Annotated in this window: 13 protein-coding genes; 9 read left to right on the forward strand and 4 right to left on the reverse strand. The window is 71.6% G+C overall.

Features of this window, described 5'->3' with window-relative positions; genetic code table 11:
• Nucleotides 1-183: 183 nt before the first annotated feature.
• From AB0O67_RS04710 to AB0O67_RS04735, 6 genes are all read left to right on the forward strand, one after another.
• Entirely contained in the window at nt 184-2103 is a 1920-nt protein-coding gene (locus AB0O67_RS04710; RefSeq protein ID WP_365446068.1) for a glycogen debranching N-terminal domain-containing protein, read from the forward strand.
• 159 nt (nt 2104-2262) lie between these two features.
• On the forward strand, nt 2263-3021 hold the full coding sequence (locus AB0O67_RS04715; RefSeq protein WP_365446071.1) for an NUDIX hydrolase: 759 nt from the start codon (nt 2263-2265) through the stop codon (nt 3019-3021).
• Nucleotides 3022-3260: 239 nt separating this feature from the next.
• The gene (locus AB0O67_RS04720) at nt 3261-5843 is read left to right on the forward strand and encodes an ATP-binding cassette domain-containing protein (RefSeq protein ID WP_365446074.1); all 2583 of its coding nucleotides are present in this window, start codon (nt 3261-3263) and stop codon (nt 5841-5843) included.
• Between the two features lie 173 nt (nt 5844-6016).
• The gene (locus AB0O67_RS04725) at nt 6017-6904 is read left to right on the forward strand and encodes an FCD domain-containing protein (RefSeq protein ID WP_365446076.1); all 888 of its coding nucleotides are present in this window, start codon (nt 6017-6019) and stop codon (nt 6902-6904) included.
• A gap of 637 nt (nt 6905-7541) precedes the next feature.
• Nucleotides 7542-9086, forward strand: coding sequence for an RNA polymerase sigma factor (locus AB0O67_RS04730; RefSeq protein WP_365446079.1), 1545 nt, complete (start codon nt 7542-7544; stop codon nt 9084-9086).
• Between the two features lie 145 nt (nt 9087-9231).
• On the forward strand, nt 9232-10137 hold the full coding sequence (locus AB0O67_RS04735; protein WP_365446082.1) for a serine protease: 906 nt from the start codon (nt 9232-9234) through the stop codon (nt 10135-10137).
• Between the two features lie 179 nt (nt 10138-10316).
• Here the strand turns inward: AB0O67_RS04735 and AB0O67_RS04740 are convergent, their stop codons facing one another.
• Nucleotides 10317-10547 (reverse strand): hypothetical protein, encoded by a 231-nt coding sequence (locus tag AB0O67_RS04740; protein WP_365446085.1) that lies wholly within the window; start codon nt 10545-10547, stop codon nt 10317-10319.
• 443 nt (nt 10548-10990) lie between these two features.
• On the opposite strand from AB0O67_RS04740, the gene AB0O67_RS04745 reads away from it, so the two are divergent.
• The 3 genes from AB0O67_RS04745 (at nt 10991) to AB0O67_RS04755 (ending at nt 15260) form a co-directional block, all read left to right on the forward strand.
• The gene (locus AB0O67_RS04745; protein WP_365446088.1) at nt 10991-13114 is read left to right on the forward strand and encodes a DNA topoisomerase IV subunit B; all 2124 of its coding nucleotides are present in this window, start codon (nt 10991-10993) and stop codon (nt 13112-13114) included.
• Nucleotides 13115-13236: 122 nt separating this feature from the next.
• The gene (locus AB0O67_RS04750) at nt 13237-13671 is read left to right on the forward strand and encodes a DUF485 domain-containing protein (RefSeq protein ID WP_365446091.1); all 435 of its coding nucleotides are present in this window, start codon (nt 13237-13239) and stop codon (nt 13669-13671) included.
• Nucleotides 13668-15260, forward strand: coding sequence for a cation acetate symporter (locus AB0O67_RS04755; RefSeq protein WP_365446094.1), 1593 nt, complete (start codon nt 13668-13670; stop codon nt 15258-15260). Before AB0O67_RS04750 ends, AB0O67_RS04755 begins: the two co-directional genes overlap by 4 nt.
• Nucleotides 15261-15350: 90 nt before the next feature.
• Here the strand turns inward: AB0O67_RS04755 and AB0O67_RS04760 are convergent, their stop codons facing one another.
• The 3 genes from AB0O67_RS04760 to AB0O67_RS04770 all read right to left on the reverse strand — a co-directional run bounded on the left by AB0O67_RS04760 (nt 15351) and on the right by AB0O67_RS04770 (nt 18867).
• Nucleotides 15351-16031 (reverse strand): response regulator, encoded by a 681-nt coding sequence (locus AB0O67_RS04760; RefSeq protein ID WP_365446139.1) that lies wholly within the window; start codon nt 16029-16031, stop codon nt 15351-15353.
• Nucleotides 16028-17701 (reverse strand): sensor histidine kinase, encoded by a 1674-nt coding sequence (locus AB0O67_RS04765; protein ID WP_365446096.1) that lies wholly within the window; start codon nt 17699-17701, stop codon nt 16028-16030. The genes AB0O67_RS04760 and AB0O67_RS04765 overlap by 4 nt, the downstream gene beginning before the upstream one ends.
• 206 nt (nt 17702-17907) lie before the next feature.
• Nucleotides 17908-18867 (reverse strand): sucrase ferredoxin, encoded by a 960-nt coding sequence (locus AB0O67_RS04770; RefSeq protein WP_365446099.1) that lies wholly within the window; start codon nt 18865-18867, stop codon nt 17908-17910.
• Between the last annotated feature and the right edge of the window lie 15 nt (nt 18868-18882).

Consider the following 18882-nt stretch of genomic DNA (forward strand, 5'->3'; position numbering starts at 1 on the left):
CGGCACGCGCCACGGCCCGGGCCGGGCACCGGCCCGCCGCAGCGGACCGACGGACTCGGGCACCGGGAGTCCTCCATGAACGCCGGGGGACCCCTCGCGCCGCAACCACCGCACCAACGCCGCCCCGCATCCCCACCCCCACCGCCGCCTCGCCCCGGCGAGTTGCCACCCACCCATACCGCCATGATCTGCGTCGCCCTTCCGGGCCTCGCCATTTCCAACGGGCAGGGGCAGTTGACCGGGCAGGGGCTGGAGGGGTTCTACCGCGCGGGCCGGCGGTTGCTCTCCCGGTGCCAGGTCCGCGTGGCCGGGCGTGAACCGCTCGCGGTGCAGGCCCAGATGACCGGTGCCGATCACGCTCGCTTCGTGGGTACGCTGCGCGCCTCGCCGCACGCCGGACCGGACCCGGACGTCGTGGTCGAGCGCACGCGGCATGCGGACGGCACTGAGCGGATCACACTGCACAGTGCGGCCACCCGTCCCCTGCGCCTGCCCGTCGAGGTCGCCCTCGGCACGGACCTGGCGGCGCTGGGCGCGATCGCGTCCGGCAACGCGGGGCCGGAGGTGCCGGCCAGCGTTCATGACGCGGGTCTGCGCTGGACCGCCGGCAGAGAGGCCTCGACGGTCACGGCGGACCCGCCGCCCGCCGACGCGCTGGCCTCCGCGGGCCTGTTGCGCTGGGAGGTCGAACTGCCCCCGGGCGGCAGCGCGACCCTGGAGCTGAGGGTGCGCACGGCCGGCGCGGGGCCCGTTCGGGCGGTCGGCCGCGCGGCGACGAGTCCGCTCGCCCAGGCCGGAGCGACGGGTGACGACCCCTGCGTGCAGGCGTTCCTGCGGACCAGCGTCGACGACCTGCAGGCGCTGCTGCTGCGCGATCCCGCGCAGCCGACGGACGTGTATCTCGCCGCCGGGGCACCGTGGCGTTGCGGCCTCGCCCCGGCCGACGCACTCGCGGCCGCGAGGATGGCGTTGCCGCTCGGGACCCGGCTCGCCACGGGCACGCTGCGTGCGCTCGCCCGGAGCCAACTCACCGGTCCCGGACAGCAGTCCGGCCTGATCCCCGGGCCGCGCCGGGACGCGGGCGGTCACCTGCCGCCCGCCTGTACGGGTACCGAGGCCACGCTGCTGTTCCCCGCGCTCCTCGCGGAGGCCCGCCGTTGGGGGATGCCGGAGCACGAGGTGGAGGAACTGCTGCCCGCCGCCGAGCGTTGTCTGACCTGGCTGCGGACCGCCGTCGGCGACGGCATGTACCTGTGTGACCCGCAGCCCGGTGGTCCCGTCCGCTGCGAGACGCAGGCACACGCCCATCGCGCGGCGCTGCTGGGCGCCGATCTCCTCGACGCCTGCGGCAGACCGGGTGGGCCCGGGCTGCGGGACTGGGCCCGGGCGCTGCGGTCCGCGTTCAGGACCGGTTTCTGGGTCGACGGCCTGGGAGGCGGGCGACCGGCGGCGGCCCGTTCCCCCGACGGTCGGCGCGTGCCGCACCTCGGAGCGGCCGCCGCCCACCTTCTCGACACCGGTCTGCTCGGCGGGGGCCAACTGGCGCCCGGGCTGCTCGAGCGGGTGCAGACCGAGCAGCTCGCCCGGCTCCTGGGCAGCCCGGCGATGGACTCGGGGTGGGGACTGCGGGGGCTGGGCGTCAAGGAGGCGGGTTACAACCCGTTCGGCCACCGCAGCGGCGCCGTACGGATCCAGGAGACGGCTACAGCGGTCGCGGGACTGGCTGCCGCCGGGTACGAGAAGGAGGCGAGTGCGCTGCTGCGGGGCGTCCTCGCGGCCGCCGGGGCATTCCATCACCGGCTGCCCGAGATGTACGCGGGGGAGCAGCGCGGCGACGGGAGCACCCCGCTTCCCCACCCGGCGGCCTGCCGCCCCGCCGCCACCACGGCCGCGGCCGGGATCCTGCTGCTCACCACCCTCGTCGGCATCCGTCCGGACGCCCCCGCCGGCACGGTCACGCTGCGTCCTGTCCGCAGCGCGCCCCTGGGAGAGCTCACCCTGAACGGACTACGGGTCGCGGGCGCGCCCTTCTCCGTACGGGTCAGCCGCCTCGGCCTCGCCATGGTGGAGGAGGCGGCGGAGGGACTGCAGCTGGGGCTGTGAAGTGGACGGTGGTCCGAGAAGGGGATCAGGCAGGCCCACGGGACGACGGGCGAGCGCCGGGAGCCGCAGGTGAGACCGGTACCGCCCGGACGCGGACCGGCCGCCGAAGGGGCCGACGAGGGGAGTGTTTATCGTCAGGCAGACGACTATGATCGCGGCATGCCCTACGACCCGTCAGCCTTTCCGCCCTTCGCCGTGACCGTGGACCTGGTCGTGCTGACCGTGCGTCGCCATGCGCTGTGTGCGCTGGCGGTACGCAGGGGCGAGCAGCCGTTCCAGGGGCGCTGGGCGCTCCCGGGGGGCTTCGTGCGGGACGACGAGGATCTTTCTCAGGCCGCCGCACGCGAACTGGCCGAGGAAACCGGGCTCTGCGTTCACGACCCCGCTGTCCCTACCCAGGACAACGGGGCTCACCTGGAGCAGCTCGCGACCTACGGCGATCCCAAGCGGGATCCCCGGATGCGTGTCGTCAGCGTCGCGCACCTGGCCCTCGCCCCCGACCTGCCCGCACCGCGCGCGGGTGGGGACGCCAGCAATGCCCGCTGGGCGCCGGTCGAGGAGCTGCTGCAACAGGGCGGCTACGGCCGCGCCGACGAGCCCGTGGCGCCGCTGGCCTTCGACCACGCGCAGATCCTCGCGGACGGGGTCGAGCGGGCCCGCTCCAAGATCGAGTACTCGTCGCTGGCCACGGCGTTCTGCCCGCAGGAGTTCACCGTCGGGGAGCTGCGCCGCGTCTACGAGGCGGTCTGGGGCGTGGCGCTCGACCCGCGCAACTTCCACCGCAAGGTGACGGGCACGCCGGGCTTCCTGGTACCCACGGGCGGTACCACCACACGGCAGGGCGGCCGTCCGGCACAGCTCTTCCGTGCGGGCGGGGCGACGCTCCTGAACCCGCCGATGCTGCGACCGGAGGTGTGACGGCGGCCGTGTCACCGGCCGCCAGGCCGGGTTCGAGCTCGCGAGGAGCGAACGGGAAGTGCCCAGGAAGGCACGCGGGATACGCCCTGGGAGTGTCCAGGAGGCGCCTTGGAAGCGCCTTGGAGCATCAGAGAAAGCCTGGGACCGACCTGCCCCGGGCGCGAAGCGTCCGGTCGCGCTCCACAGGGCAACGTGTTAGGTACCCGAAAAAACGGACATAGCACGCTATCTTGCTACGGGTGATCCAGGCCTTCGGACTGACCAGCAACTCCCGCAAGGACCTTCCGCCTGCCGTCGACGACGTCTCCTTCGTAGCGCCCGCGGGCCGCGTCACCGCGCTGCTCGGAGATCCGGGTGCAGGCAAGACGACGGCCCTCAGGCTGATGCTCGAACTCCAACCGGGCCGCGGCATTACCTACTTCAGGGGCCGCCCCCTGCATCGCATCGACCACCCGTTCCACGAAGTCGGCGTCCTACTGGGCGACGTGCCGGGGCACCCCGGCAGGACGGTTCGCGGCCATCTCCGCATGCTGTGCGCCGCCGCGGGGATCTCCGCCCGCCGGGCCGACGAGGTCCTGGAAGTGGTCGGCCTCGTCAGCCTCCGCGACGAATGCCTCGGCACCCTCTCCCGGGGCATGGACCGCCGCATGGGCCTCGCCTGCGCCCTGCTGCCCGACCCCCACACGCTCGTGCTCGACCAATCCGCCGAGGGGCTCTCGCCGCGTGAGAGCAACTGGCTCTACGGCATGTTGCGCGCCCACGCTGCCCAGGGTGGCACGGTCCTGGTCACCACGTCCGACCCCAAGGAGGCCGCGCGCACCGCCGACCGCGTCGTCACCCTCGAACGGGGCAGGGTCGTCGCGGATCAGGAGGCCAAGGAGTTCGCCCGCACCCGGCTGCGGCCGCGCGTCGTCGTCCAGAGCCCGCACGCCGCCCGGCTCGCGGCCGTGCTCACCAAGGAGGCCCGCACCGCGCACCGCTCCGTCGAGGTCGTCATGGAGAGCGGCAACCGCCTGTCCGTCTACGGCAGTACCTGCGCCGACATCGGAGAGGCGGCGTTCCGCCACAGTGTCCTCGTACTCAAACTCGCCGACGAGGTCGGGGACATGGGGCCGGGGGCCGGAACGGAAAGGACGCCGCCGCTGGAATCGCAGCACTCGGAACCCTCGCAGTCCTCGCAGTCCTCGCAGCACTCGGAGCCCTCGCAGCCGGGCCACGAGCGGCCGCCGGCCCCGGAGGGGCCCGAACCGGACCCGCGTCGCACGGGAGCCGGCCTTCCGCGCCAGTCGGACAGCGGGTCGCACAAGGACACGGCTCCGTCGTCGGGTGCGATCGACAAGGAGGCCGTCGGCGGGCTCACCCTCGGCAAGGCCGCCACCGGCGCAGCGGCGACCGACGAAGCCGCTGCCGGCAAGCACACGCCCCGGCCGATGCCCGCCCCGCTCGACGCACCGCCGACCGCGATGCTGTCCGCCTCTCAGCAGAACGTCCCCACAGACGCGGACGGGGCGCTCGCGGCCACGGGTAACTCCCTCACAGCCCACGAAGCCGCGGCCCACGACTCTCGCGCCGACGGCAACCCCCTGGCGGCTGATGAGCCCACCGCCGCCGGCAGCCCCTTGCCGGCTCACGAGCCCACCGCCAATGCCAACCCCCTGACGGCTCACGAGCCGGCCACCAAGGGCACCCCCCTCACGGCCGGCAACCCGTGCGTCGGCCAAGCCTCCCGCCCGGACCGCGGAGCCCTCGCCGGTCGCATCGCCCTCGCGGAACACGGGGTCCCCACCAGCCACAAAACCCCCGACCGCAACACCGCCGCTGACCGCAGCGCAACCCCAGACCCCAGCGCAGCCCGAGACCGCAGCGCCGCCACCGACCGCAGCGCCGCCACTCCCGACCGCAAGGCCCCCACCGACAAGACCCGCGCCGTCCACACTTCCGCAACCCACCAAACCCCCGATCGCCCTGAGGCCCCCCACCCCTCACCCGCCCCCTCCCCACCCCCCCGGGAAGCCCTCCCCCCGCTCCCACCCCCCATCACCGTCCACTCCGCCCCCTCCCCGCTCCGCCCGCTCCGCTACGAACTCCGCCGGGCCACCGGCATCAGTACCGGGTTCGTCACCAGCGCCGCCGTGCTCGCCGTGTCCGCGCTCACCGCCCTCGTGCTCGCGCGGATCGGGCACACCCCGCAGGCGCGGCTGCTCGCCGCGTGGCCGCAGCAGCTGCCGTTGCCGCCCGCGGCGCTCGGCGCGGGCCTGCTGGGGGCGCTGGCGTTCGGGGAGGAGTTCCGCCACCCCGCCCTGGCGGCGGACCGAGGCACCGTCCCCCGCCGCCTGGGGCTGCTCACCGCCAAGCTTCTGGTAGCCGCGGGCACCGCGCTCGCCCTGGCCATCCTCACGGTGGGGTGCGACGCCGAGGTGCTCTATCTCGTCTACGGGCAGGATCTCGCGCAGATCCCGGGCGACTGGCTCTCGCTGAGCGCGAGTTGGTTCGGGCTCATGGTCGGGTGCGCCTGGGCCGGCGTGCTGGCGGCCGGTGTCTTCCGGTCCACCACGGCCGGGCTGTCCGCCGTGCTCGCCGTACCGGTCCTCGTCGTACCGCTCGTACAGAAGGTCGTCGAGGGATCGTCCGTGCGAGCCGCCGCGGGGCTGCCGATGCGGATGAGGCAGATGTTTCTGCTGCAGTGGCCGTTCGGTGGGGAGCGATATCTGGAGGCCGCGGCGCGGGTGGTCGCCCAACCCGTCGGCAGCGCACTGACGTTGTCGCTCACCGCGCTGCTCTGCGCGTATCTGTTCACCACCCTGCGAAGCAGGGTCCGATGACAGGCTTCTGACTACCCTCCGTGCCCTTCCGATTCAGTGCTGCGCACAACTCCCTCAGGAAAGCCCATTTCTTTCCGATAAGGCGTCAATTGCGACGGGGTGAGCGATCACCCTTTCGTGTGCTTTTCACCAAAGACCTCAAGGGAGTTGGAGACAGCGCCGACAAAGGATCCGTGAGTACCCTTGCGCACACCATGATGACCTCCGCCCGCTCCACCGACTCCGGTCTCGTCGGCCCGGGCGAACTCGACCGCTACCCCTACGCCGAGGCCCACGGCCCCGACCGCGTGAGCGTCCCCGCCTGGGAGGGCGCGGACCCCGAGCTGGGCCGTGTGGGCCGCCGCGCCGCGGGCAGCCGCGGCCGCGGACTGCACGGCCAACTCGTGCAGCAGCTCGGACAGATGATCGTCTCCGGCGACCTGGGCGCCGACCGCCCTTTGGTGCCCGAAGAGATCGGCCAGCGCTTCGAGGTCTCCCGCACCGTCGTCCGCGAGTCGCTTCGCGTTCTGGAGGCCAAGGGCCTGGTCAGCGCCCGCCCGAACGTCGGCACGCGCGTGCGTCCCGTCAGCGACTGGAACCTGCTCGACCCGGACATCATCGAATGGCGGGCTTTCGGCCCGCAGCGTGACGACCAGCGTCGTGAACTGAGTGAGCTGCGCTGGACCATCGAACCGCTCGCTGCCCGCCTGGCCGCCGGCCACGGCCGTGAGGACGTCCAGCAGCGGCTGTCCGACATGGTCGAGATCATGGGCCACGCGATGGGGCAGGGTGACGCGATCACCTTCTCCCGTGCCGACGCCGAGTTCCACTCGCTGCTCATCCAGGTCGCGGGCAACCGCATGCTGGAGCACCTGTCCGGCATCGTCTCCGCCGCGCTCCAGGTCTCCGGCGGCCCGGTGACCGGTTGTGACCGGCCGAACGAGGCGTCCCTGGCGCACCACGCCCGGATCGCCGACGCCCTCGCGGCCGGCGACGGCGGGGCCGCCGAGGCGGCCATGCGTCAACTGCTGACCGTCCACCCCGAGGTGGAGCGCGTGGTGCCGGCGCCGCGCGAGCACTGACCGCGGCGCGCGGTGTGCCGCGGCCGGTAGGCGTCCGAGGTGTTCTCCTCCCCGTTGCTGCTCGGCTTCCCCGGTAGCGCTCGGCCGGCCGTTCGTCCCCCTCGGACCCCGCAGGTTTCATCTCGATCTGCGGGGTCCGACGACGCGACGGAGGCGGACGGGCGGGGGCGGGACGACGGGCGGGCCGTGACTGACCGACGGGCGGGCGGGCGCACCGGTGAGAGGACCGATGGCGCACCGCGAGCGGACCGACCACGGACCGACCACGGACCGACCGCCTACCGACCACGGGCCGACCCACGGAGCGACCACGACAAGCGATGAACCGACGGCGCACCCGTGGGACGATCTGAGCGGAACGATTCAGAGCCCTCCGTGACCCCCTCTGCCCTACTCTGATCGTTTTTGCGCGCTTACGGGGTGTGACTCGGGCCACGCAGATTGGGCGTAACACTCGTGGAAACAGCGCGATGACCTAAGAGGTGACAGCCGAGAGGGGAACACGGACGCCGTACAAGGCGTTGTGAATCTTCCCGGCCCCCGCCCGCGCCGTCGGCCCATCCCCAAGTCGGCGGTCGGCTCCTGTCCGCCGTGGACGGGGCCGGAAGTCGTTTTCCAACGTTCCGAGAGGTTGTTCGTGTCGGCCAGCACATCCCGTACGCTCCCGCCGGAGATCGCCGAGTCCGTCTCTGTCATGGCGCTCATCGAGCGGGGAAAGGCTGAGGGGCAGATCGCCGGCGATGACGTGCGTCGGGCCTTCGAAGCTGACCAGATTCCGGCCACTCAGTGGAAGAACGTACTGCGCAGCCTCAACCAGATCCTCGAGGAAGAGGGTGTGACGCTGATGGTCAGTGCCGCAGAACCCAAGCGCACCCGCAAGAGCGTCGCAGCGAAGAGTCCGGCCAAGCGCACCGCCACCAAGACGGTCGCGGCGAAGACAGTGGCAGCCCGTAAGACCTCCGCCACCACGCCTGCACCGGCCGCGCCCGCCGTCGACGATCCGGCCGAGGAAGCCGCGCCCACGAAGAAGGCCGCCGCCGCCAAGAAGACGGCCGCCAAGAAGGCGACCGCGAAGAAGACGGTCGCGGCCAAGAAGACGGCCGCGCCCAAGAAGTCCGACGCCAAGAAGGACGACGCGGAGCTCCTCGAAGAGGAGACGCTGGAGGAGCCCAAGGGAGCCACCGAGGAGCCCGAAGGCACCGAGAGCGCCGGGTTCGTGCTGTCCGACGAGGATGAGGACGACGCGCCCGCTCAGCAGGTCGCCGCGGCCGGCGCCACCGCCGACCCCGTCAAGGACTACCTGAAGCAGATCGGCAAGGTCCCGCTGCTCAACGCGGAGCAGGAGGTGGAACTGGCCAAGCGCATCGAGGCGGGCCTGTTCGCCGAGGACAAGCTTGCCAACTCCGACAAGCTGGCGCCGAAGCTCAAGCGCGAGCTGGAGATCATCGCCGAGGACGGCCGCCGCGCCAAGAACCACCTGCTGGAGGCCAATCTCCGTCTGGTGGTCTCCCTGGCCAAGCGTTACACCGGCCGCGGCATGCTCTTCCTGGACCTGATCCAGGAAGGCAACCTCGGTCTGATCCGCGCGGTCGAGAAGTTCGACTACACCAAGGGCTACAAGTTCTCCACGTACGCCACCTGGTGGATCCGTCAGGCGATCACCCGCGCGATGGCCGACCAGGCCCGCACCATCCGTATCCCGGTGCACATGGTCGAGGTCATCAACAAGCTCGCGCGCGTGCAGCGCCAGATGCTCCAGGACCTGGGTCGCGAGCCCACCCCGGAGGAGCTGGCCAAGGAACTCGACATGACCCCCGAGAAGGTCATCGAGGTCCAGAAGTACGGTCGTGAGCCGATCTCGCTGCACACCCCGCTGGGTGAGGACGGCGACAGCGAGTTCGGTGACCTCATCGAGGACTCCGAGGCCGTCGTTCCGGCCGACGCGGTCAGCTTCACGCTTCTGCAGGAGCAGCTGCACTCCGTCCTCGACACCCTGTCCGAGCGCGAGGCGGGCGTCGTCTCGATGCGCTTCGGTCTCACCGACGGTCAGCCGAAGACCCTCGACGAGATCGGCAAGGTGTACGGCGTCACGCGCGAGCGCATCCGCCAGATCGAGTCGAAGACCATGTCGAAGCTGCGCCACCCGTCGCGTTCGCAGGTGCTGCGCGACTACCTCGACTAGGTCGTCCGCACGACACGAAGGCCCGGCCACCCGAGGGGGTGCCGGGCCTTCGTGCTGGGCCCTCGCGCTGGGCTGAGCGGGTGCGAGCCGTAGCGGCCTGAATCACTCTGGGTGTCTCACGAACCTCCCAGAGTGAGGAGCAGACATGCGTCGTCCCTTTGTCCGGGCCCTGGCCCGGCCGCTGGTCCTGGCGGCCGCGGTGACCGCGATACCCCTGGCCATGGCGGTTCCTGCCGCCTCTGACGGCATAGTCGTCGGCGGCTTCCCGATCGACGCCGCCGACAGTCCCTACACCGTCGCGCTGTCCAGCCGTGACCGGTTCGGAGGTACGCGGTCGGGTCAGTTCTGCGGCGCGGTCGCGGTGGGCCGGACCACTGTCCTCACCGCGGCGCACTGCCTGGGCGAGGACGTCCTCGGGAAGCCGCCGGGCAAGGTGCGCGACCTCAAGGTCATCGCGGGCCGTACGGACCTGCGCACGGACGAGGGGCAGGAGATCCCCGTCCGCGAGACATGGGTGAATCCCGCGTACGACAACATCAGCAACGCCGGCGACTTCGCGGTACTCACCCTCGCCGAGGAACTTCCGGAGAAGGCCGTGATCGCCATGGCCGCGGCAGGTGATGCCGCGTACGCGGCCGAGACGAGCGCCACGGTCTACGGCTGGGGCGACATCACAGGCGCCGGCAACTACCCGAACAGCCTGCGGGCCGCCCGCGTGCGCGTGCTGCCGGACGCTCTGTGCGACAGAGCCTATCCGGGCAGTGACGACGGCGCTTATCGCGCGGACGCCATGCTGTGCGCGGGTCTGCGGGTGGGAGGCCGGGACGCCTGCCAGGGGGACAGTGGAGGCCCACTGGTCGCCCAGGGTCGGCTGATCGGCCTGGTGTCATGGGGCAGCGGCTGCGGACGGCCCGGCAGCCCGGGTGTGTACACGCGGGTGTCGGACGTGATCAAGAAGCTGGGCTGGGACAGCCCCGCCCAGACTTCGGAGCGCCGTGCGCAGGGTGAGGGCCGCGGGAAGGTGCCCGAGAAGCCCGTGCGGCTTCCCTGACGGGACCTGGACCCGAGCGGACCCCTGGCGGGATCTGAACGGGACTCCCGGCGGGGAGCCTGGACAGGCGTTACGGCAGGGCCGCTGAGAGCGAGAGGACGAGGACGGGCGGCCGCCCTGAAGGCAGGGCGGCCGCCCGTTCACCGGTCTGTACCGGAGCTCGTCGTGGACGCTAGGCGTCAGCGCTCATCTTCGGAAGCGGTCGCAGGAGCGGCCGTGAGTCGCTCCGTCTCGTCCTGTATCTCAGCGGCGATCTTCTTGAGTTCCGGCTCGAACTTGCGGCCATGGTGCGCGCAGAAGAGCAGCTCTCCGCCGCTGAGCAGCACGACGCGCAGGTATGCCTGGGCGCCGCAGCGGTCGCAGCGATCAGCCGCCGTCAGCGGGCTCGCGGGGGTCAGAACAGTAGTCACGTCGCCTCTTCTCTAGCTCGACGAGCTGTCGTACCAGGGTCAACATCCAACCAGCCCGAAAACGTTCCCGCTCGTGGCGTTTCCTCGAAAAAAATCTTTGAGGTGGCTGTCTGCTGCCGGTTGGCGGCGAATGTGCCGTATTACGTGTCTATGTGTCTTACGGGTTCGCGCAGTCTGTCGGTGTCGGTGTCCTCCCCGGCCGGCTTGCCGGTTGTTCATGAGGACGTGCCCGGAGCCTAAATGGTTCATGCCTCGAAGGGAACGTGATATGTGCTTCACTCCAACGAGGGATCGAACACGCATGCGACCGTGGACTAGTCTGAGTTCCGAACGAGGGTGGCGTTACAACGGCTCTACCAGGCCTCGGTACCCTCTGAACGGCTACCGGAGCCGCGCCCTTACCCAAATGGGCCCCACATGAAATTCAGCGAGGAGCGAACCGCGTGACCGCCGAAACGTCCGTGCCGTCCACAGCGCTGCTGGCAGGAGCAGACCGGGACGGTTCCAACTACACCGCGCGGCACCTGCTCGTCCTGGAGGGACTGGAGGCCGTCCGCAAGCGCCCTGGCATGTACATCGGGTCGACCGACAGTCGTGGCCTGATGCACTGCCTCTGGGAGATCATCGACAACTCCGTGGACGAGGCCCTGGGTGGCTACTGCGACCACATCGACGTGATCCTGCACGACGACGGCTCGGTGGAGGTGCGCGACAACGGCCGCGGCATCCCGGTCGACGTCGAGCCCAAGACCGGCCTGTCCGGCGTCGAGGTCGTCATGACCAAGCTGCACGCCGGCGGCAAGTTCGGTGGCGGCTCGTACGCCGCCTCCGGCGGTCTGCACGGGGTGGGCGCCTCCGTGGTGAACGCCCTCTCCGCGCGGCTGGACGTCGAGGTCGACCGCGGCGGCCACACCCACGCCATCAGCTTCCGCCGCGGTGTCCCCGGCGCCTTCGCCACCCTGGGGCCCGACGCGAAGTTCGACGCCGGCAGTGGACTGCGCAAGGCCAAGAAAATCCCCAAGACCCGCACCGGCACGCGCGTGCGGTACTGGGCCGACCGCCAGATCTTCCTCAAGGACGCCAAGCTCTCCCTGGAGAACCTCCACCAGCGCGCCCGCCAGACCGCGTTCCTCGTCCCCGGCCTGACCATCGTCGTCCGCGACGAGTACGGCCTCGGCGAGGGCGGCAGCAAGGGCGAGGAGTCCTTCCGCTTCGACGGCGGCATCAGCGAGTTCTGCGAGTTCCTGGCCACCGACAAGCCGGTCTGCGACGTCCTGAGGCTGTCCGGCCAGGGCACCTTCCGGGAGACCGTCCCCGTCCTTGACGAGCACGGGCAGATGACCCCCACCCAGGTCACCCGCGAACTCGACGTCGATGTCGCGATGCGGTGGGGCACGGGGTACGACACGACCCTCAAGTCGTTCGTGAACATCATCGCCACCCCCAAGGGCGGTACCCACGTCGCGGGCTTCGAGCAGGCCGTGGCCGGCACGCTCAACGAGGTGCTGCGCACCAAGAAGATGCTGCGGGTCGCCGAGGACGACATCGTCAAGGACGACGCCCTGGAGGGCCTGACGGCGGTCGTGACCGTCCGTCTCGCCGAGCCGCAGTTCGAGGGCCAGACCAAGGAGGTCCTCGGCACCTCGGCGGCCCGTCGCATCGTGAGCACCGTGATCTCCAAGGAGCTCAAGGCCTTCCTGACGTCCACGAAGCGGGACGCCGCCGCGCAGGCCCGGGTCGTCATGGAGAAGGCGGTCGCCGCCGCCCGTACGCGCATCGCGGCCCGCCAGCACAAGGACGCGCAGCGCCGGAAGACGGCCCTGGAATCCTCGTCGCTGCCGGCCAAGCTCGCCGACTGCCGCAGCGACGCCGTGGACCGCAGCGAGCTGTTCATCGTCGAGGGCGACTCCGCGCTCGGCACCGCCAAGCTCGCCCGGAACTCCGAGTTCCAGGCGCTGCTGCCGATCCGCGGCAAGATCCTCAACGTCCAGAAGTCGTCCGTCACGGACATGCTCAAGAACGCCGAGTGCGGCGCGATCATCCAGGTCATAGGGGCGGGCTCGGGCCGGACCTTCGATCTCGACGCGGCCCGCTACGGCAAGATCATCATGATGACCGACGCCGATGTGGACGGCTCCCACATCCGCTGCCTGCTCCTGACGCTCTTCCAGCGCTACATGCGCCCCATGGTCGAGGCCGGCCGGGTGTTCGCCGCGGTGCCGCCGCTGCACCGGATCGAGATCGTCCAGCCCAAGAAGGGCCAGGACAAGTACGTGTACACGTACTCGGACCGCGAGCTGCGCGACAAGCTCATGGAGTTCCAGAGCAAGGGCATCCGCTACAAGGACTCGATCCAGCGCTACAAGGGTCTCGGCGAGATGGACGCCGACCAGCTGGCCGAGACCACCATGGACCCGCGCCACCGCACCCTGCGCCGCATCAACCTCGCCGACCTGGAGGCCGCGGAGCAGGTCTTCGACCTGCTGATGGGCAACGACGTCGCACCGCGCAAGGAGTTCATCTCCAACTCGGCGGCGACCCTGGACCGGTCGCGCATCGACGCCTAGCGCGGAGCGGGGGCCACCAGTGGCCCCGAGTCACCTGATGGGGTGAAGAGCGGGAAGAAGAATAGTCAGGGATCTTCCCGCTCTGTCCATGCTTGGGCATGCCCTCAAGCAATGGTCGCCCCATGCACTACGACGACCCCTGGTACGACTCCCTGGCCTCCGGCTGGGGCGAGCAGGCCGGCCCCACCGCGCCCGCGACGCCCGCGCGCGGGCAGGCCCCGGCGGCCGGCGACATCTACCTCGAGGTGCAGCGCAGCGCGGCCTTCCGGGAGGTGCGCAGCCGGTACCTGAGGTTCGTGGTCCCCGCGGTGACCGGCTTCTTCCTCTGGTACGTGGCGTACGTGGTCGCCGCCACGACCGCGCCCGGCTTGATGGCCCGGCCCGTGGTGGGCGCGGTCAACGTGGCGATGCTGGCAGGGCTCGGACAGTTCCTCACCACCTTCCTGCTCACCTGGGCCTACGCGCGGCACGCACGGCTGCGCCGGGACCGGGCCGCGCTCGAACTGCGCTGGGACACCCAGGAACTGGCGCGTGGCGTCCGTGGCGGTGTCCTGTGACGGGTGATCACCAGACGCTGGCCCTGCTGCTCTTCAGCGCGTTCGTCGCCGTCACTCTCGGGATCACGACGTGGGTGAGCCGCAACAGGCAGGGTTCGGCGGAGGAGTTCTACGTCGGCGGGCGGCTCTTCTCGCCCATGGAGAATGGTTTTGCCATCGCGGGCGACTACATGTCTGCCGCCTCCTTCCTGGGCATCTCCGGACTCATCGCGCTGTTCGGGTACGACGGGATGCTGTACTCAGTGGGCTTCCTGGTGGCCTGGCTGGTGGTCCTGCTGCTCGTCGCCGAACTGGTGCGCAACTGCGGGCGGTTCACCCTCGCCGACGTGGTGGCCGCGCGGATGCGGGAGCGGCCGGTGCGGATCGCGGCGGGAACCTCCTCGGTCACCGTGTCCGTTCTGTACCTGGTGGCGCAGATGGTGGGTGCGGGCAGCCTGGTGGCGCTGCTGCTGGGCGGGACCAGCGAGGCGGCGCGGTCGTGGACGGTCATCGGCGTCGGCGCGCTGATGGTGATCTACGTGTCGTTGGGAGGGATGCGGGCCACCACATGGATCCAGATCGTGAAGGCGGTCCTGCTGATGGGCGGAGCGATCGCCCTGACCGTGCTCGTCCTGGCGCGCTTCCACGGGGACTTCGACCAGCTGCTGCGTACCGCGGCCGCGCGCAGTGGCCAGGGGGAGGCGTTCCTCGCGCCGGGACTCAAGTACGGCGGGGACTGGACCGCCCGGTTCGACTTCGTCAGTCTCGGGCTCGCCCTGGTGCTGGGCACGGCCGGGCTGCCGCACATCCTGTCCCGGTTCTACACCGTGCCCACCGCGCGGGCGGCCCGTCGCTCGGTGGTGTGGGCGATCGGGCTGATCGGCGGCTTCTACCTGATGACGATCGTCCTCGGTTTCGGCGCGGCGGCCATCGTCGGACCGGGCGCCGTACGCGCGTCGAACGCCGCCGGGAACACGGCGGTTCCGCTGCTGGCCCTGGACCTGGGCGGCGGGGCGGGCTCCACGGGGGGAACGGTTCTCTTCGCGATCGTCGCCGCCATCGCCTTCGCCACCATCCTCGCAGTGGTCGCGGGCATCACCCTGGCCTCCTCGGCATCCGTGGCGCACGACCTGTACGCGTCTGTGCGGCGCAGGAAGTCCGAGCCGCGCAGCGAGGTGACCGTGGCGCGCACCGCCGCGGTCGGCATCGGCGTCGTCGCCATCGCCCTCGGCCTGCTCGCGCGGGACCTCAACGTCGCCTTCCTGGTGGGCCTGGCCTTCGCCGTCGCCGCGTCGGCCAACCTGCCCGTGCTGCTCTACTCGCTCTTCTGGCGCGGCTTCACGACCCGCGGTGCCGTATGGTCCGTCTACGGCGGGCTGATCCCGGCCGTGGCGCTCGTCGCTCTGTCGCCCGTCGTCTCGGGCAACCCCGAATCACTGTTCCCCCGCGTGGACTTCCAGTTGTTCCCCCTGCAGAACCCGGGCCTCGTCTCGATCCCCCTGGGCTTCCTGGCGGGCTGGGTCGGCACGGTCACGTCCGCGGAGACCCCGGACGCCGCCAAGCACGCGGAGACGCAGGTGCGGGCGCTGACGGGGGCGGGGGCCGTCTGACGGGGCCGGGGGTGCCTGACGGGGCTGGGAGCCGTCTGACGGGGCCGGGGGTGCCTGACGGGGCTGGGAGCCGTCTGACGGGGCCGGGGCTCAGGTGCGGGTCGCCCACGCGTAACGGTGTTCCGGGCGGCCTGCGTCACCGTACTTGAGGGTCAGCGTGGCCCGTCCCGTGCGCTCCAGGAGCTTCAGATAGCGCTGGGCGGTCTGGCGGCTCACCCCGGTCCGTTCGGCGATCTCCGTGGCGGACAGGGGGCTTTCCGCGTGCATCAGGGACTGCCGTACGAGCTCGGCGGTGGTGGGGGAGTGGCCTTTGGGCAGATCCGGCTCCGACGTCGCGGACAGGGCGCCGAAGATGCGGTCCACCTCGGCCTGTTCCGCCTCGCCGCCCCCGTCGAGGGTGCGGCGCAGCGCGGCGTACGCCTCCAGCTTGGCCCGCAGACCGGCGAACGCGAACGGCTTGACGAGGTACTGCAACGCGCCCTGCCGCATCGCCGCCTGCACGGTCGAGATGTCGCGCGCCGCCGTGACCATGATCACGTCGGTCTGGAGGCCGCGCCGGCGCATCTCCCGCACTGCCGCGAGGCCCGTCCGGTCGGGCAGGTAGTGGTCCATCAGCACCAGGTCCACCCGAGGCAGCGCCTCCAGCTGACACAGCGCCCCGGCGGCGCTGTGCGCCTCCCCGGCGGCGCGGAAGCCCGGCACCTTCTCGACGTACGCGGCGTTCACGCGCGCGACCCTGGTGTCGTCGTCCACGACCAGGACCTCGATCACCACGCCTCCTCCTCGGCGGTCCGCTGAGCGGACGAGACGGTGAGTGCCGGTTCCGTGCCCGGTTCGGCGAGGGCCTCGGGCAGGACGACGGTGAACTGCGCGCCCCCACCGGCGGCTTCACCGACCGCCGCGGATCCGCCCTGCCGCTCCGCCAGCCTGCGCACCATGGCGAGGCCTATACCTCGCTTCCGGTGCGCGGGCGGCTTCTTGGTGGACCAGCCCTCGGTGAAGATCAATTCCCTCAGCTCCGCCGCAATTCCGGGACCGGTGTCCCGCACCACGAGCACGGCGGTACGGCCCTTGGCGTACAGCTCGACCTCCACGCGCGCGTGCGGCGCGCCGGCGGCGGCGTCCAGCGCGTTGTCCACCAGGTTGCCGACCACGGTGACCAGTCCCCGGGCGTCGACCAGCCGGTCCGGAAGACGCGTACGGCCCGACAGGCGCAGCGCGACGCCCCGCTCGGCCGCGACGGTCGCCTTGCCGACCAGCAGCGCGGCGAGCAGCGGGTCCTCGATCTTCTCGGTGACCTGCTCCGCGGTCGCCCGGTGATCGCCGACCACCTCGCCCACGAACTCGACCGCGTCGTCGTACATCTCCAGTTCCAGCAGCCCCAGGAGCGTGTGCATCCGGTTGGCGTGCTCGTGGTCCTGCGCGCGGAGGGCGTCGATCAGGCCGCGCGTCGAGTCCAGTTCCCGGCCGAGCTGCTCCAGCTCCGTGCGGTCGCGCAGCGTGGCGACCGCGCCGCCGTCGCCGGTGGGCATCCGGTTGGCGACCAGGACCCGCCTGCCGCGCACCGTGAGCAGATCGGTGCCGGTCACCCGGCCGGCCAGCACGTCGGCCGTGCGGCCCTCGCCGAGCGCCTCGTCGGGGGAGCGGCCCACGGATTCGTTCCCGATGCCCAGCAGGCGCTGCGCCTCGTCGTTGAGCAACCGGACACGGCCCGTGCGGTCCAGCGCGACGACGCCCTCCCGGATACCGTGCAGCATCGCCTCCCGCTCCGCGAGCAGCCCCGCGATGTCGGAGAACGCCAGGTCCCGGGTCTGCCGCTGCACCCGCCGGGAGATCAGCCAGGCGGCCAGCGCGCCGACGGCCAGGGCGCCGCCCGCGTACGCCAGCAACTCCGGGATCGCATGGATCAGCAGCGCCCGGACACTGTCGTAGGCGATGCCCACCGAGACCGCGCCGACGATCTCCCCGTCCGCGTCCCGCAGCGGCACCTTCCCGCGCGCGGAGCGGCCCAGGGTGCCCTCGTCGATCTCCATGACCTCCTGGCCGGCGAGCGCGTCGCCGGGGTCCGTGGAGACGTGCTTGCCGATCTGCGAGGGCTCGGTGTGCGACCAGCGCACGCCCCGGCGGTCCAGCACCACGACGTACTCGGCCTGCGTGGCCCGCCGGATCCGCTCAGCCTCCCGCTGGACGGGCCCGTCGGGCGTCGCGGGCGTCGTGCGGACCTCCTCGGCGAGCTGCGGATGCGCCGCGGTGGTCTGCGCGATGGCGAGCGCACGCCGCATCGCCTGGTCGTCGAGCTGGTCGCTCAGAGGTGCGAGGAACAGTCCGGTCGCGAGCACCGCGACTCCCGCGGCGATCGCCACCTGCATCATCAGCACCTGCGAGAACACCCGGCGAGGAAGTCCGAGGCGCAGGCGGCGGGCGGGGGGAGTGGGGCTCATGCCCACGAAGGTACGTGGGGGAGCGGGGGGTGCCGTATGGGGGTGGGACGGGTCCCGTGGGGTGTGGTCTTTGGGAGAGGGCGCGTGCGGGGCCGGAGGGCGGTTAGGTGCCCTCGGGGGGCTCAGCCGGGCGGTGCGCCCACCCCGGGCGCTCACCTGGGCGGCGAGCGGCAGGTCGGTCCGCGCCGACGGCATCGCCGGAGGTGTCAGCTCGCGAGTGCCGTCGGCTCGAGTTCGTGGACCGACACCACGTCCATCCGCGCCGGGGCGCCCAGGACCGACGTACCGCAGCTCTCCGCGCGCGGGGGCAGCGACGCCCCCTGGGCGACGATCACCCGCCAGTGGCGTCCGTCCGCATGGGCGACGACCACCTCCCAGCGGGCTGCCGCACCGTCCACCCGTACGGCGTTCTCGGTCCGTACGACGCTCAGCGCGTCCGCCGCGTACTCGCCTGCGGCCGTGCGCACGGCCAGCTCCGCCGCCTGACCGGGCCGCTCCCAGGCCGAGCGGCCACGGCACCCCTCCGGGACCACACGGCCCTCCTGGACGCCGTGCAGGACGTCCTTGACGGTGTGGGCCTCGACCCTGCCGTACGCGTAGCCGTGGGGCAGCACGAGCACGGTCGGCGAGAAGCGATGACCGCCCAGATGGGTGACCTCCCAGATGCCGCTCATGCCGGAGGCGGCGAGGTCGTTCGCCAAGGGGCGGCCGAGGAGGGCGCAGCAGCGGTCGCGCTTGCCGTTGGTGCAGACGAGGGCGAGCGGGCCACCGACATGGGGACGGCCCTGCAGCGTGGCGTCGAAGGTGTGCTGGTCACCCGTGCCGAGAGCGGTGAAGTCGAGGTCGAGCAGCCGCGCCGGGTCGTCGATCGTGGCGGCGTGCAACCAGGCGTTGCCGGGCATGGTGTGCGCCGCGTACACCTTGCGAACGGCGGGCGTGCCGAAGTCCGCGTGGCGTCCCGGGCGGCGGATGAGCGCGACGCGAACGCCCGTGCCCTTCGCGGCCGCTTCCAGGGACCGGCCCAGCGCGGGATCCAGGTGGCTCGAAGTGAGCGCCCTCGCGCCCCACGGACCCGGCTGTTCCACCAGGAGCCAGGTCCTGGCGGTCGCGGCGGTTCCGGAAACGGGCTCGTCGAGGTCCCGCGAGACGGTTGCACACCTACTCACACAGGTGAGCCTAAC

The sequence above is a fragment of the Streptomyces sp. NPDC086077 genome, from assembly GCF_040686175.1.
Classification (GTDB): Bacteria; Actinomycetota; Actinomycetes; order Streptomycetales; family Streptomycetaceae; genus Streptomyces.

Coding starts and splice junctions, on each gene's coding strand:
- AB0O67_RS04710 (WP_365446068.1), top strand. CDS start 184: ATGATCTGCGTCGCCCTTCCGGGCCTCGCCATTTCCAACGGGCAGGGG.
- AB0O67_RS04715 (WP_365446071.1), top strand. CDS start 2,263: ATGCCCTACGACCCGTCAGCCTTTCCGCCCTTCGCCGTGACCGTGGAC.
- AB0O67_RS04735 (WP_365446082.1), top strand. CDS start 9,232: ATGCGTCGTCCCTTTGTCCGGGCCCTGGCCCGGCCGCTGGTCCTGGCG.
- AB0O67_RS04750 (WP_365446091.1), top strand. CDS start 13,237: ATGCACTACGACGACCCCTGGTACGACTCCCTGGCCTCCGGCTGGGGC.
- AB0O67_RS04765 (WP_365446096.1), bottom strand. CDS start 17,701: ATGAGCCCCACTCCCCCCGCCCGCCGCCTGCGCCTCGGACTTCCTCGC.